Below are 14,437 nucleotides of genomic sequence, written 5' to 3' on the forward strand. Positions count from 1 at the left end.
GCGTCGACGGATCTCGTTGCGGCAAAGGCGCGAGCGCCCACCAGAGGTGGAGGACAACGGTGTCCAAGCGGTGGAGTCTCGCGCTCGCGAGCGCCATGATCACGCTGTCGGTGGCGGCCTGCGGCTCGCCCGGCCAGCCCGGAGCGGCGGCCGACAACGGCACGGCGGCGGGCGGCGGCACGTCCAGCGGCCCCTACAAGGTCGGGCTCGTCTACTCGAAGTCCGGGCCCCTCGCCAGCTACGGCCAGCAGTACCGCCAGGGCCTCACGGCCGGGATCGACTACGCCACCAAGGGAACCGGCGCGGTGGCCGGTCACCAGATCCAGATCACCGAGCAGGACGACGCCGGTGACCCCGCCAAGGCCGTCGCCTCGGCGACCGACCTCATCGGCCAGGGGAACAAGATCATCGCCGGCTCCACGGCGAGCGGCGTGGCCCTGCAGGTGGCGCCGCTGGCCAAGGACAACAAGGTGCTCTTCATCTCCGGTCCCGCTGCGGCCGACGCCGTCACCGGGGCCAACCGCTACACGTTCCGGTCGGGTCGTCAGACCTACCAGGACGTCGCGACCGCCGGCACCATGCTGGGTGACGTCAAGGGCAAGAAGGTCACGGTCCTCGCGCAGGACAGCGCCTTCGGCAAGGCCAACGTCGCCGCCGTGACCGCGGTGCTCGGCGCCAAGGGGGCCAGTGTCAGCGCCGTCGAGGTGCCGGCTGCCGCCACCGACCTGACGCCGTTCGCCACGAAGATCAAGTCAGCGGCGCCCGACCTGCTCTTCGTCGCCTGGGCCGGCGAGAACGCCACGGCCATGTGGACGACGCTCGGGCAGCAGGGGGTCTTCGACGCCACCAAGGTCGTCACCGGTCTCGACATCAAGGCCACCCACGCCCTCTTCGGGCCGGTCGCCACCAAGATCGACTTCCTCTCACACTTCTTCGAGGGCGCCGCGGACAACGCCGCCTACCAGGCCCTCGACGCGGGCCTGAAGAAGCAGGGCGCGAGCGTCGACCTGTTCACCAACGACGGCTTCGTCGCGGGGCAGATGATCGTGCACGCCCTCGAGGCGGGCGGCAACGACGTCGACAAGATGGTGACCTCGCTCGAGGGCTGGAAGTTCGAGGGGCCCAAGGGCTCCCTCGAGATCCGCGCCGAGGACCACGCCCTGCTGCAGCCGATGTTCACGGCCACCCTCAAGAAGGAGGGCTCGAACGAGGTCCCGCAGCTGGTCAAGACGCTCGACCCGGCCGCGGTCGCCCCGCCCGTCACCCCGTTCAAGTGACCGGACAGCGCGCGAGGTGATCACGGCAGAGGCGGTCGGCTGGAGGGTCGGCGGCGCACAGATCCTCGAGGACGTCTCGCTGTCCGTGGGGGCCGGTGAGCTGCTCGGCATCATCGGCCCCAACGGCGCGGGGAAGTCGTCCTTCGTCAACATCCTGAGCGGGGTGACGAGGCCGACCAGCGGGCGGATCACGCTGCAGGACAAGGAGGTCACCCGAGCCAGTGCCACCCGGCGGGCGCGGATGGGGCTGTCGCGCTCCTTCCAGACCTCGGCCCTGTTCGACGGGCTGACCGCGGGGGAGAACGTGCGGCTGGCGGTGCAGGCGGCCGGGGCGTCCGCGCTCTCGCCGTTCCGCGCCCCGGGCTCGGCGTCGTCCGGGGCCGTCGAGTCGCTGCTTGCGAGAGTGCGTATGCCGGGTCGCGCGGGCACGCTCGCCCGTGACCTCTCGCACGGTGACCGTCGCAAGCTCGAGCTGGCGATGGCGCTGGCCTCCGAGCCGGCGGTGCTGCTCCTGGACGAGCCGATGGCGGGCGTCTCCGCCGAGGACGTCGACGGGCTGGCCGAGATCATCAGCGAGGTGCGTGACTCCGGTGTCGCCGTCGCCATGGTCGAGCACCACATGCACGTCGTGCTCGGGCTCGCCGACCGCGTGGCGGTCCTGCACCACGGCCAGCTGCTCGCGGTCGGCCCACCGTCCGAGATGACGGCAGACGACCGAGTCCAGCAGGCCTACCTGGGAGAAGCACTGTGACACAAGGAAGCCGCACCACACCCGACCCGGGTCCCGCAGAACCGGTCCTGCAGCTCGAGGACGTCCACGTCCGCTACGGCGGCTCCCACATCCTGCAGGGCGTGACCTTCGACGTGCCGGCCACCGGGGTGACCGCGCTGCTCGGACGCAACGGCGTCGGCAAGACCACGACCCTCAAGGCCGTCATCGGCCTGGCGCCTCGCACCGGCCGGGTCCTCTTCCGGGGCGCGGAGATCCAGCGGCTCACGACCGCGCGCATCGTCCGCGGTGGCATCGGCTACGTCCCCGAGGACCGGGAGGTCTTCGGCGGGCTCACCGTCGAGGAGAACCTGCGTCTCGTCGACCCCGAGCGAGGCGTCGAGGCGCCGGTGGTCGAGCGCCTCTTCCCCGAGCTCGTGCGGCGTCGCGGCCAGCGTGCCGGCACGCTCTCCGGAGGCCAGCAGCAGATGGTCGCCCTGGCTCGCGTGCTCCTGCGCGACAACGCCCTGCTGCTGGTGGACGAGCCGACCAAGGGACTCGCCCCGAAGCTGGTCACCGAGGTCGCCGACGTGCTGGCCGAGGTCGGCCGGACGACGCCGATCCTGCTCGTCGAGCAGAACCTGCCGCTCGTGCGACGGATCGCCGACCGGGTCGTGGTCCTCGACGCGGGCGAGGTCGTGCACCGCGGGTCGGCGGCCGAGCTCGTCGCCGACGCCGGGCGCACCCGGGAGCTGCTGGGCGTCTCGATGCGCCGGGAGGGAGCGGCATGAGCGACCTGGTCCTCATCCTCGTCACCGGTCTGGGCCTCGGCGCCCTCTACTTCATCGCCGCCAGCGGTCTCAGCCTCATCTACGGGTTGATGGGGGTGCTGAACTTCGCCCACGGGGCCTTCATGACGGCCGGCGCGTATGCCGCGTGGCTCGTCATGGGCGCCCTCCCCGCCGGGTGGCCGGTGGCCGGCCGGCTCGTCGTGGGCGTCGTCGCCGCGATCGTCGTCGGCGGCCTGGTGGGCCTGGTCGTCGAGGTCGTGCTGATCCGGCCGCTCTACCGGCGCCACATCCAGCAGGTGCTCGTCACCGTCGGGCTCTCGCTGGCCGGCGTCGCTGCGGCACAGGGGATCTGGGGAGCCGACCCGAGGGCGGTCGACAGGCCCACCTGGATGGCCAGCACCACCGACCTGCTCGGGGCACGGCTGCCCAACGACCGTCTCGTCTACGTCCTCGTGGCCCTCGTGCTCTTCGCCGGCCTACTCGCGCTGTTGCACCTGACCCGGCTGGGGCTGGTCATCCGCGCCGGCGTCGAGAACCGCACGATGGTCGAGGCACTCGGCATCGACGTCCACCGCACCTTCACTCTGGTCTTCGCCATCGGAGGGGCCGCTGCGGGCCTGGCCGGCGTGCTCTACTCCCAGTACGCCGGGGCGGTCTCGCCGGCGCAGGGTGGCTCCCTGCTGATCTTCGCCTTCATCGTCGTCGTCATCGGCGGGATGGGGTCGCTCACGGGGACCGGGGTGGCCGCGGTCGTCGTGGGTCTCGTCCAGCAGCTGGCCAACTACTACGCCGCGACCGGCGTCGGCGACCTCTCCGTGGTCCTGCTCCTGGCGCTGGTCCTCCTGCTCCGACCGACCTCCCTGAAGGGAGCGACGGCATGACGTCGCCCACCGACCACCTCAGCACGACGCATACGACCCCTCCCTCGTCACCCGATCCCTCGCAGCGCAAGCAGGACGGGTCGCTGGGGCCCGACGCGGGCACGGCGCGCCGCCGCGGGCTCCGCCGCCTGCGCACCGTAATCCCTGCTGTGCTCGTGCTCGCCCTGCTCGCCTATCTTCCCTACCTGCCGGTCGACCTGCCGGGCATCCTCCCGGGGCGCGTCAACGGGCCGGGATCCATGCAGCTGCTCGCAACGTGCCTCGTCGTCGGCGGGGTGGCCCTGAGCTACGACGTCCTCTTCGGGCGCACCGGCCTGCTCAGCTTCGGGCACGCGCTCTTCGTCGCGGCGGGGAGCTACCTGCTCACCGTCTCGGTCTCCGAGTGGTCGATGCCCCTGCCGCTCGCGCTCCTCGCGGCGCTGGGCCTCTCCACGGTGCTCGCGCTCGTCGTGGGCGCGATCGCCCTGCGGGTCGGGGGCATCGCCTTCGCCATGGTGACGCTGGCCTTCGCCCAGGCGGCCTCGATCGTCGTGCTGCGCAACCCCGGGGGAGTGACGGGCGGCGAGGAGGGCCGCACGCTCGACCGAGACGCGCTGCCGGACCTGCTCGTCGGGGTCGCCAACGCGCCCTACCGCTACTGGCTGGCCCTCGCCTTCGTCGTGGTCGCCTGGGTGACCGTGACGCTCGTGGTGCGGTCGCACGCCGGACACGCGATGGCGGCCGTGCGGGAGAACGAGCAGCGGGCGGCCGTGCTCGGCTTCGGCACCTACCGGGTCAAGCTCCTCGCCTTCGTGCTCGGCTCGGCCCTCGGGTCCCTCGGAGGGATCGTGCACGCCCTCGTGCTCGGGGGATCCAGCCCCCACCTGACGACCTCCGAGTTCACCCTGTCGCTGCTCGTCATGGTCGTCCTCGGCGGAGCCGGCAGCCGCTGGGGCGCGCTGCTCGGTGGAGTGCTCTACACCTACGCCGACGCGCGCCTGGTCGAGGTCAGCAGCGCGCCGATCCTGGCCTCGCTCCCGCAGGTCGTGCGGCAGGTGCTGTCGCAGCCGCTCTTCATCCTCGGCGCCTTCTTCGTGGTCGTCGTCTACTTCGCACCGTCGGGCCTGACCGGGCTCGGCGGCCGGCTGGTCAGGAGGACCGGATCCCGATGAGCACGATCCCTGCCGCGTTCGTCATCGAGCTGCCCGAGGGCAGCCTCGCCATCCACGACCTCAGCCTCGGCACACCCGCCCCCGACGCGCCGGTGGTGCTGGCGGTGCACGGCATCACGGCCAACGGGCTCTCGTGGCGACGCGTCGCCGACGAGGTCGGCCGGCGCCACGGCCCGGGCGCCGTCCGGTTCCTGGCCCCCGACCTGCGGGGCCGCGGGGACAGCCGCTCGGCGCCCGGTCCCTACGGGCTCGCCGCCCACGTGGACGATCTGGCCTCGATCGCAACGGTGTTCGGCGCGGCACCGGTCCTGGTCGGTCACTCGATGGGTGCCTTCGTCGCGGCGCTCGCGGCCGCACGGCACCCCGAGCGGTTCCCGTCCGCCGTGCTCGTCGACGGGGGAGCGGCCTTCCCGGTGCCGGCGGGCGTCGACGTCGACGCGGCGCTGCGTGCGGTGATCGGGCCGGCCATGGACCGCCTGTCGATGCGCTTCCCCGACCCTGCCGCGTACGTCGCGTTCTGGTCCGGGCACCCCGCGCTGGGGCCGATCCTCGGCGGCCCTGCGGGCGAGGTGACCCGCGGTTACCTCGAGCACGACCTCGTCCAGGACCCCGAGGACGGGCAGTGGCTGAGCACGTGCGTGCTGGACGCGGTGCGAGCCGACGGCGCGGACGTGCTGGCCGACCCCGAGACCCACGCGGCACTGGCGGCGGCTGTCGCAGGCGGTGTCGACGTCGAGCTCGTCTGGGCCGAGCGTGGGCTGCTCGACGAGCCGCAGGGCCTCTACGACGAGGGTCGGCTCGCGGCGCTTCACCTTCCGCCGGCGGTGCGCACCACGCGCGTGGACACCAACCACTACGACGTGATCCTCGGCGGACCGGGCACCACGGCCGTCGCCGACGCGGTGGACCGCCTCCTCGTCGGCTGACGGACCCGGCAAGGCCCTGCGCCGGCGGGCGGGCGCCCCGTCAGCCGCGCGGGCCGGCGCCGCGGGTTGAGGTCTGCAGGGCCCGCAGTCGCAGGGCCAGCTGCAGCTCGAGCGACTGGTCCGGTTGCTGCCAGGTGTCGCCGAGCAGGGCGGTGATGCGCTCGAGCCGCTGTGCGACGGTGTTGACGTGGACGTGGAGCGTGACCGCCGCGTGGCGCGGGCTGCCGCCCGAGGCGAAGTATGCGGCGAGCGTCCCCACGAGGTCGGTGCCGCGCCGCTCGTCGTAGTCGAGGACCGGGCCGAGCAGGCCGCGGACGTACTCGCCGACGTCCGGCTCGGAGCCCACGATGAGCCCGGCGAAGCCGAGCTGCCGTGCGGCCGCGCCCTTGCCGCGGTGCCCGAGGGCGATGAGCGCGGCGACGGTGCGGTGCGCCTCGTCGTACGCCCTCGAGATGTCGTCGACGTCGCTCACCGCCCCGGCGCCCGCGACTGTCACGCAGGTGCGCCGGCCGATACGTGAGGCGACGGCACGGGCCAGCCCGTCCGCGTCGGCGCCCGGCACGAGCGCGACGACGTCGCCGTCGTGGCTGCCGACCAGCGACGCCTCGCCCGTGGCGGCACTGGCCGAGATGAGCAGCGCCCGGTGCCCGTTCGGGTCGTCACCGCGCAGCACCAGCAGGCAGAACGGCCGCTGCGGGTCGAAACCGACGGTGCGGGCCAGTGACAGCCGCTCCTCGCGGGATCCCCGGGCGATCACGAGGTCGCTGACCAGCCGGTTGCGCGCCGACTGCCGGGCGTCGGCCGCCTGGCGCTCGAAGAGCAGGACCAGCGCCGTGACGACACCGGCCCGCTCGACGGTGCGCTGGTCCGGGTCGCTCAGGGTCAGGCCACCGACGAGGATGGTGCCGAGCCGCTCCCGGGCGGCGGTCACCGCCACGGCGTACACCCCGTCACGCTCGACGAGCCGACCGGCGTCCAGGCCGGGCAGGGCGTCGAAGGGGGCGAGCGGGTCCGCTCCGGGACGGGTCGGCTCCGGCGCCGGCCCGGCGGCGCTCGTGCGCTGCCCGTTCTGGTCGACGAGCACCGCCCAGCCGCCGAGGAGCTCGGCGAGGGCGTGGGTGATGTCGTCGACGCCGCCACCGCCGAGCACGAGGGAGGCGAAACGGTCGTGCGCGGCGGCCGCCTTCTCCACGCCCTGCGCGTACTGCCGGACCGTCTCGTGGGCCTCGGAGAGCGCCGCGAGGGCGCTCTCGGCGTCGGCGAGGGCTCGGGTCTGCACGAGCGTCAGGGCCGCCAGGGTGGCGAGGTTGCCGAGCAGCGCCACCTCCTCGCGCGTGAACGGCCGCGACGAGCGGTTGGCCGCGAAGAGCACGCCGACGAAGTTCGACTCGACGATGAGGGGGGTGCCGCAGATCGCGATGATGCCCTCCTCGCCGACCGCGCCGTCGATGGCCCGGGTGTGCCGGAAGCGCTCGTCCGCCCAGTAGTCCGCAGTCCAGTACGGCTTGTGGGTCGAGGCGACGAGGCCTCCCAGTCCGGCCCCGAGCGCGAGCCGCACGGACTGGAAGGCGGCGGACACGGAGCCGTCGGTGGCCCGCATGAAGGTGTCGCCGGCCTCGGGGTCGTAGAGCGTGAGATAGGCCAGGTCGGTCCCGACGAGCCGTCGGGCCCGCCGGACGATCGCCTCGAGGACCGAGCCGGGGTCGTTCGCGGTCGCGAGCTCGCGGGCCGTGTCGAGCAGGGCCGCGAGCCCCGCCTCGCGCTGGCGGTGCACCTCGCGGGCGCTCGCGATCCGGAGCGCGAGGTCTCGGGCCTCCACGGGTGCGTCCGCGCCGGCGACGGCGGCCACCGGGGCGTCGCCGGCGAGGAGCTCGAGCAGGTGCACCACCTGGCCGACCGGATAGGCCGGGTCCGGCGGAGCGACCAGCTCGCCGGAGGTCGGCGGGTCGGCGTGGGTCCGCGTCTCGGGGCTGGGAGTCACGCGCAGATCCTAGGTGGACGGTATCGGGCAGCGGGGCCGGGCGAGCCCGCGAGGTCGCGGAGTCTCGGGCAGTCTCCGGCTCAGTGCGCGGTCCACCCGCCGTCCATCGAGAAGGACGTGCCGCTGACGGAGGCGGAGGCGGGCCCGCAGAGGAAGAGCACGAGGGCGGCCACCTCCTCGGGCTCCACGAGCCGCTTGACCGCGACCGGCTCGAGCATGATCTTCTCGACGACGTCCGCCTCGGGGATGCCGTGCGTGCGGGCCTGGTCCGAGATCTGGGCCTCGACCAGCGGCGTGCGCACGTAGGCCGGGTTGACGCACGTCGAGGTGACCCCGTGGGGCCCGCCCTCGACGGCCACGACCTTCGAGAGCCCCTCGAGGCCGTGCTTCGCCGTGACGTAGGCGGACTTGAAGGCGCTCGCGCGCAGGCCGTGGACGCTCGAGATGTTCACGACGCGGCCCCAGCCGTTGGCGTACATGTGCGGGAGGGTCTGGCGGATGAGCCGGAACGGCGAGATGAGCATGAGGTCGAGGATGAAGTCGAACCGGTCGACGGGGAACTCCTCGATGGGGCTCACGTGCTGCACGCCGGCGTTGTTGACGAGGATGTCGACCGCCGTCGGCAGCGCGGACAACCCGTCGAGGTCAGCAAGGTCGGCGGTGATGGTCTCGATGGACCCGGCGCCGGGAACCGCGCTCGCGGCGAGGTCGCACAGGCCGTCGGCGTCGCGGTCCACCGCGTGCACCCTGGCTCCCGCGGCCGCCAGGGCGCGGGCCACGCCCGCACCGATGCCGCTCGCCGCCCCGGTCACGAGGGCCGTCCGGCCCGTCAGGTCGACCGGCTCGTTGGCGGTGGAGGCCGTGCGGTGGGGGAGCTGCGTGGCTGGTTCGCGATCGTCGTCGCGGGCGTCGGGCATGCGGGAAGACTAGGCAGCGTCTCGCTGGGTCCCTGTGTGGTGGCCGTACACAAAACGGCCGATCCCATGTGGACGGGGCGCCACACCCTCGGGCAGGTGCCATCGACTCTGGACGATGCCTGTGAATCCGTGGATCCGCCTGCCCTACAGCGGCAGCGTTCCTACTCTTACAACATGTAGTAGGACGGTTCGAGCAGGGGCGACCCGTGGTCCTCTCCCTCCCGGAGGTGTTCGATGTCCACCGAGTCCGCCCAGCTCGCCGCAGCAGCCGAACCGACGCCGGCAGGCGCGGTCGTCCAGTGGGGTTTCCTGACGATCACCGCGGCCAACCTGGTGACGATCCTCCTCATGATCGCCGTCTTCGTCCTCGCGGTCCTCCTGCCCTTCCCGGGCTCGCACGACGAGGACGGGCAGTGAGCACGCGGGCCGCCGAGCCCCGGCCCACGGCCTCCGCGTCGACGACGTGGACCTCCCGGCTGAGCGCATGGATCGAAGGGCTGGTCCCCAAGGGGCAGTGGCTGCCCGACCGGCAACCGGCCTACGTGGCTTCGTGGGTCTACGTCTTCGGCGTCGCCTGCCTGGCCAGCCTCGTCGTCATCATCTTGTCCGGCCTCGTGCTCACGCTCGGGGGGCTGACGTGGTGGCACTCCAGCTCGCTCGGCCACTTCGTGAACTCGGTGCACCTGTGGAGCGTCGAGCTGTTCTTCGCCACCATGGTCATCCACCTGTGGGGCAAGTTCTTCATGGCGGCTTGGCGCGGCCACCGTGGGCTCACCTGGGCGACCGGCGCCCTGGCCTTCTTCGGCTCGCTCGGGACCGCGTTCACCGGCTACCTGATCCAGACGAACTTCGACTCGCAGTGGATCAGCACGCAGGCCAAGGACGGCCTCAACGCCGCCGGCATCGGCGCCTACTTCAACGTCATGAACGTCGGGCAGATGGTGCTCTGGCACGTCTCGCTGCTGCCGATCGTCGTCGGCGTCATCGTCGGCCTGCACCTGCTGCTGGTTCGTCGGCACGGCGTCGTGCCGCCCATCGGCGCCGAGGCCCCGGCCGCCGTGGTGCCGACAGAGCAGCCGAGTCGTCCGGAGCCGCCCACCGCCGAACCCTCGGTGGCCCAACCGCCGCCGGTTCCGGAGGAGAGCCACCCGGAGCCTGCCCGGACCCACTCGGGGGTTCAGCCGTGAGCACCGTACGCGTGGCCAGCGGCGAGCGGCGGGTCGCCACGTGGGCGCCGGACTCACACGCCTTCCCGACCAGGCGCTACGACCTGGTGAGGGAGTTCGTCATCGCCCTCGGCGTCATGCTCGTGCTCAGCCTCGTCGCGGCGATCATCTTCTCCTCACCGGACGACCCGGCGATCTCCTTGCAGCAGTGGGCCAGACAGGCCCCCAACGACGTGGTCGCCACAGCCGCGGGCGAGCTCGCCGGCACGACGACCTCCGCCGGCTACGGACCGCCCTACAACACCGCCGGAGACGGTCAGGCCCTGGGACCGGTCAACCTGCAGAAGCTGCCCGGCGTCACCGAGCCGATCGACCCGGCGAACGACTTCGTCATCGCCCCGCTGCGCACCCTGGCCGCCCAGCCGCTGATGGCGGCGGCTCTGCGCCGGTGGTCGGCGGCATCGTCGGACCAGCAGACCAAGTGGGCGCAGGCGTACTCCGACGCGCTGGCCAAGGCGCCGGAGGGCGACCCGGCCAAGGTCGCGGCCGGCGACTACGGTCCGGTGCCCGTCCTCGCACAGGGCGTGCTCGCGCTGGCGTCCAGCGGCGCCCTCGAGGGGCTCCTGACGTCACGGACGAGCTTCTTCGGAGTGAACAGCACCAAGCCGCTCCTCCTGCTCGCCGACGGGTCACACCTCGAGGACCAGGCCCGTGCCCAGAACCTCGGCGGCGACCAGTGGGGGATCATGAACGAGACCGGGAACTACCCGGGGCAGCCGTGGCTGTGGCTCTACACCTTCTGGTACCAGGTGCCGCCGTTCTCGACGTCGGACAACGCCGACGTGCAGGTGTGGGCGCTGATGATCCTGCTGAGCACCGGCTTCATCTGCATCCCGTGGATCCCCGGCCTGCGGACGCTGCCGAAGCACCTCGGGGTGCACCGCCTGATCTGGCGGAACTACCGGCGCTGAGATCCGTCCCCCGAGACCGCTCGACGGCGCGTATGCGTGAGGTCGACGTGCGCGCTCGTGGCCGGGGCGGTCAGGGGTGTGGTGTCAGGCGCAGGATGACGCGGGCCTGGTCGTCGGCGACATAGACGGTGCCGCTGGCGGTGACGAGCAGGCCCTGCGGCTCGATGAGGCCGCCCCGGGCCAGCACGGTCGAGGCCCCGCCGCCGACAGGCCACCGGCGGACGTCGTGCCGGGTGTGGCGCACGTCGGTCACGAGGAGGTTGCCGGTGGCGTCGAAGGCGAGGTCGTCGGGCATCACCGCGTCGGCCACGCGCACCCGGCTGCCCCCGGCGCCGAGGCGCCAGGCCCCGCCGCCGCACTCGTCGGCGACGTAGACGGTGCCGTGGGCGTCCACTGCTGCGCCGACCGGGTGGACGAAGCCGCGAGCCAGGACCGTCCGGGTCGCCCCGTCGGGGCTGATCCGGTAGACCGTGCCGGTGACGGGATCGGGCACCACGAGACTGTGCGTCGTGGGGTCCCAGGCGATGCCGTCGACCCCCTGGTGGCACGTCGCCTTGACCGAGGTGCCGGGCAGGCTCGCGAGGACGGACGGTGTGGACTGGCCGGGGTGGAAGATGACCAGTCGGTTGGCGTCCTCCTCGGCCACGACGAGGGAGCCGTCCGAGAGGAAGACCATGCCCTCGGGCCCGGGCAGTCCACGGTGCAGCACGGTCGCCGTGCCGTCGGCCTCCAGCCGGCTGATGGTCCCGTCGGTGTAGTCGCTGTAGAGCAGGCCTCCCGACGGGTCCAGCACGAGGTCGTCCGGGTGGTCCGCGCCGCGGTGGACCACTGCCACCCGGTAGCCCGCGGGCGTGGACGGGCTCGTGAGGCTCGAGGCGGCGGTGGGCTGGGACGGGGTGGTCGCGTGCGTGGGGCCAGCGGACGGCATACCCGATGAAGGACCGGGAGGTGCCGTGTTGGCGGACGCGGAAGCACTGCCGCCCAGGGGGTGGCTCGTCGCAGACCTGGCGGGAGAGCCGGTCGAGCATCCTGCGAGCAGGAGGCCGAGGCCGAGCACCGCAGCCACGGTCGAGGCGCTCCTCATACCCCGACGCTAGGCCGGGCACCTGTGACCCGGTGGTGAACCGGCTGGAGGTGCCGCGGCGTTCGTCGCTATGTCAGTGACCGATCTGCAGCAGCGTCTGGCGTGCCATGGCGGCCTCGCCGAGCGCGTTCGGGTGCACGGGGAGGGCGTTGATCGGCGCGACGGCCGGCTCGATCCAGCGCTGGCCGACCGGTTGGCAGGCATCGTGGCCCTGGGACGCGGCCGTCATGTCGACGAACCTCGCGCCGGTCACCCGAGCGGCCCGCCTGACCACCTCGTTGAGCACCTCCTCCTCGTGGTGCAGCCACGGGACGTCGCCCATCGCGATGGGCATCGAGCGGTAGCACGACGGCTGACCGGTGGCCGGCAGGATCTGCGGGTAGCCGAGGATGACCACGGAGGCGGCTGGCGCCTTCTTGCGCACGGCCGTCAGGGCGGCGACGAGGTGCGGGTAGGTCTGCTTCTCGATCTGGTCGGTGAAGGCCGTGCCGTAGGCGCGCTGGCAGGGATTGCCGCCCATGTCGGCGTAGGAGAGCGCGACGCAGCCGAAGAACGAGTTCGCGAAGACGCCCTCGTCGTTCCCGCCGATGGTCATCGTGACGAGACGGGTGTCCTTCGTGACGGCGTCGAGCTGCGGAGCCACGCCGGGCCCCTGCGACGAGAAGAAGTCGCTCGTCCTGGCACCGCTGCACGAGGCGTCGTTGAAGGAGGTGGGGTGCGTCACCGCGGCGATGTCGTGGGAGTAGTTGAGCCGGGAGCGGCTGCAGGTGGCCGGGGCGTCCGCGACGAAGGGCGTGATCCCGGCCCCCGAGGCGTAGCTGTCGCCGAGGGCGACGTAGTGCGAGGAGGTCTTGATCGAGTGTCCGTTCGCGGTTGGCGGGGTCGACTTGGCGCCGGCCGCAGCGGCAGAGGTCAGCCCGAGGGCCGCGGCGCAGAGGGTGGCAAGGAGGGCGCTGGCGGTGCGACGCATGCATGACTCCGGTGTCGTGAGCGGTGATGTGCTGACCGCTCGGCGCCGGGCCAGCGGGCGCCGTCGGCGCCCGAGGCTCAACGTAACACCGGCTACGGCGCGGGGGTGTGCGCCGACGGGCGGCTGACGAGCGCCGCGCCGGGCGGTCTCGACTGGGGACGGGGCGCCTCGCACCTGGACCTGATGCACGACAGGTACCGGGACCGGACCGCCGCGCTGGCCGAGCTGAGTTGCCCGAGCCTGCTGCTCCACGGCGAGTCCGACCTGGTGACTCCACGGGAGGTCATCGACCGGTACCGCGAGGCGGTGACCGCGCGGCACGACGTCGGCACCCTGCGCGGAGCGGGACACTTCGCCTTCGTCGAGCAACCGGGTCGGTACGTCGAGAAGCTCGTGCGTTTCATCCGCTCCAGGCCGCGTAGGACCTCGGGAGGACTGGGCGAGGGAGGCTCACCCCAGGCCGGTGCGCAGCCGAGCGTCGATGAGGTGCCGGCTGGAGTGCGCGACGAACGGCTCGCCGCCGCGCAGCTGCGCGTCCAGCTCCCGCAGCTGCTTCTCGTACCTGCTGACGGAGAAGTCGGGCACCCACCACACGCACTTGCGCAGGATCCACACGACGGCGCCGATGTCGTGGAACTCCATCCGGCACCGTGCCCGCTGCAGACTCTCGACCTCGAGCCCATGGTGCTGCGCCTCCGCGACCTCACGCGCCGGGTCGCGGCCCTGTCGCTCGACGGGTAGCGGTCCGAGGAAGTACTCGATCAGCTCGAAGGCGGAGGCCGGCCCGACGTGCTGGGCGAAGTAGCGTCCCCCGGGCTGCAGGACCCGGCAGATCTCGGCCCAGTTCGGCCGTACGGGGTGACGGGCCGTGACCAGCTCGAACGAGTGGTCCGGGAAGGGGAGTGAGCCGTCGGCGGTCTCGACGACCTGGACGCCGCGCGGACCCAGTAGCCCGCGGGCACGGGCAGCATTGGGCGGCCACCCTTCGGTGACAACCATCGTCGGCGGCAGCGTCGACGCCTCCGCCACCACCTCGCCACCGCCGGTGTCGATGTCGAGAGCCGACTGCGCGTTCGCCAGGCGGTCGGCGAGCAGGCGCGCGAAGCCCCACGGCGGCCGCTCCTCCGTCGCTCGGCCCTCCAGCCACTGGAAGCCCCAACCGGTGACGTCCGCCGACTCGGCTTCCGCCACCAGCTCTTCGAAGGACCGCATGCCGGCAGGCTCACAAACACCCCGCAACAGGGTCAACCGAAATACCGCCGACTGCACGCCGGGCGCACGACTGGCTCGACGGGACTACAGGCGCAGCCTGACGGCAAACAGAGGGTAGGAGAGCATCGGCACCGCCAGGAGCGACAGCACGGCCATCACCGCCATCACCCGGCTCCATCGGCGCACGAGAACGAGCAGGAGGGTGAAGAATGCGACACCGAGGAATCCGCCGAGAGTGTTCGCGATGACGTCGTCGATGTCCGAGGCCCTGAGTCCGAACACGCCCTGGACGACCTCGACCGCGACGCTGGCACACAGGACGACCAAGACGCTCGTCCAGATCCCGGTGCGGCGCGTCACCAGCGGCAACAGGGCGCCGGGGCACGAAGGCCACGACGTTG

General features: G+C 72.4%; 15 protein-coding genes. 9 read left to right on the forward strand and 6 right to left on the reverse strand.

The annotated features are described in order from the left end of the window. Window positions 1-59 precede the first annotated feature (59 nt). The 6 genes from AB0316_RS07965 to AB0316_RS07990 are packed head-to-tail and all read left to right on the forward strand — an operon-like array spanning window position 60 to window position 5,735. Window positions 60-1,277 carry a substrate-binding domain-containing protein gene (locus AB0316_RS07965; protein ID WP_366272027.1) on the forward strand — a complete coding sequence of 406 codons (1,218 nt, stop codon included), beginning with the start codon at window positions 60-62 and terminating at the stop codon, window positions 1,275-1,277. 16 nt (window positions 1,278-1,293) lie between these two features. After that, window positions 1,294-2,028 carry an ABC transporter ATP-binding protein gene (locus AB0316_RS07970; protein WP_366272029.1) on the forward strand — a complete coding sequence of 245 codons (735 nt, stop codon included), beginning with the start codon at window positions 1,294-1,296 and terminating at the stop codon, window positions 2,026-2,028. Continuing rightward, window positions 2,025-2,777: an ABC transporter ATP-binding protein gene (locus AB0316_RS07975; RefSeq protein ID WP_366272031.1), complete on the forward strand. Its 753-nt coding sequence runs from the start codon at window positions 2,025-2,027 to the stop codon at window positions 2,775-2,777. Before AB0316_RS07970 ends, AB0316_RS07975 begins: the two co-directional genes overlap by 4 nt. Beyond that, window positions 2,774-3,658 carry a branched-chain amino acid ABC transporter permease gene (locus tag AB0316_RS07980; RefSeq protein WP_366272033.1) on the forward strand — a complete coding sequence of 295 codons (885 nt, stop codon included), beginning with the start codon at window positions 2,774-2,776 and terminating at the stop codon, window positions 3,656-3,658. Before AB0316_RS07975 ends, AB0316_RS07980 begins: the two co-directional genes overlap by 4 nt. After that, window positions 3,655-4,809, forward strand: a complete 1,155-nt coding sequence (locus AB0316_RS07985; protein ID WP_366272034.1) for a branched-chain amino acid ABC transporter permease — start codon at window positions 3,655-3,657, stop codon at window positions 4,807-4,809. Before AB0316_RS07980 ends, AB0316_RS07985 begins: the two co-directional genes overlap by 4 nt. Then, the gene (locus tag AB0316_RS07990) at window positions 4,806-5,735 is read left to right on the forward strand and encodes an alpha/beta fold hydrolase (RefSeq protein ID WP_366272036.1); all 930 of its coding nucleotides are present in this window, start codon (window positions 4,806-4,808) and stop codon (window positions 5,733-5,735) included. Before AB0316_RS07985 ends, AB0316_RS07990 begins: the two co-directional genes overlap by 4 nt. 40 nt (window positions 5,736-5,775) lie before the next feature. Here the strand turns inward: AB0316_RS07990 and AB0316_RS07995 are convergent, their stop codons facing one another. Together AB0316_RS07995 and AB0316_RS08000 are read right to left on the reverse strand one after the other, a co-directional pair. Beyond that, a complete protein-coding gene (locus tag AB0316_RS07995; RefSeq protein WP_366272037.1) occupies window positions 5,776-7,716 on the reverse strand; it encodes a helix-turn-helix domain-containing protein in 1,941 nt (646 codons plus the stop codon). 80 nt (window positions 7,717-7,796) lie between these two features. Continuing rightward, window positions 7,797-8,633 (reverse strand): 3-hydroxybutyrate dehydrogenase, encoded by an 837-nt coding sequence (locus AB0316_RS08000; RefSeq protein WP_366272039.1) that lies wholly within the window; start codon window positions 8,631-8,633, stop codon window positions 7,797-7,799. A gap of 234 nt (window positions 8,634-8,867) precedes the next feature. On the opposite strand from AB0316_RS08000, the gene AB0316_RS08005 reads away from it, so the two are divergent. Genes AB0316_RS08005 through AB0316_RS08015 form a run of 3 tightly spaced genes read left to right on the forward strand, consistent with a single transcriptional unit; the run spans window position 8,868 to window position 10,770 of the window. Continuing rightward, on the forward strand, window positions 8,868-9,050 hold the full coding sequence (locus AB0316_RS08005; protein ID WP_366272041.1) for a hypothetical protein: 183 nt from the start codon (window positions 8,868-8,870) through the stop codon (window positions 9,048-9,050). Then, window positions 9,047-9,820 (forward strand): cytochrome b N-terminal domain-containing protein, encoded by a 774-nt coding sequence (locus AB0316_RS08010; protein WP_366272043.1) that lies wholly within the window; start codon window positions 9,047-9,049, stop codon window positions 9,818-9,820. Before AB0316_RS08005 ends, AB0316_RS08010 begins: the two co-directional genes overlap by 4 nt. After that, entirely contained in the window at window positions 9,817-10,770 is a 954-nt protein-coding gene (locus tag AB0316_RS08015) for a hypothetical protein (RefSeq protein ID WP_366272045.1), read from the forward strand. The genes AB0316_RS08010 and AB0316_RS08015 overlap by 4 nt, the downstream gene beginning before the upstream one ends. Before the next feature lie 70 nt (window positions 10,771-10,840). On the opposite strand, the gene AB0316_RS08020 is transcribed toward AB0316_RS08015, so the two are convergent. From AB0316_RS08020 to AB0316_RS08035, 4 genes are all read right to left on the reverse strand, one after another. Then, complete coding sequence (locus AB0316_RS08020) at window positions 10,841-11,854, reverse strand: hypothetical protein (RefSeq protein WP_366272047.1); 1,014 nt, start codon at window positions 11,852-11,854, stop codon at window positions 10,841-10,843. Between the two features lie 73 nt (window positions 11,855-11,927). Beyond that, the gene (locus AB0316_RS08025; RefSeq protein ID WP_366272049.1) at window positions 11,928-12,824 is read right to left on the reverse strand and encodes an SGNH/GDSL hydrolase family protein; all 897 of its coding nucleotides are present in this window, start codon (window positions 12,822-12,824) and stop codon (window positions 11,928-11,930) included. A 450-nt stretch (window positions 12,825-13,274) separates the two neighbouring features. Beyond that, window positions 13,275-14,036, reverse strand: coding sequence for a class I SAM-dependent methyltransferase (locus tag AB0316_RS08030; protein ID WP_366272051.1), 762 nt, complete (start codon window positions 14,034-14,036; stop codon window positions 13,275-13,277). Between the two features lie 84 nt (window positions 14,037-14,120). Beyond that, window positions 14,121-14,405 carry a VanZ family protein gene (locus tag AB0316_RS08035; protein WP_366272053.1) on the reverse strand — a complete coding sequence of 95 codons (285 nt, stop codon included), beginning with the start codon at window positions 14,403-14,405 and terminating at the stop codon, window positions 14,121-14,123. Window positions 14,406-14,437 lie beyond the last annotated feature (32 nt).

The sequence above is a fragment of the Terrabacter sp. NPDC080008 genome (assembly GCF_040702505.1).
Lineage (GTDB): Bacteria > Actinomycetota > Actinomycetes > Actinomycetales > Dermatophilaceae > Terrabacter.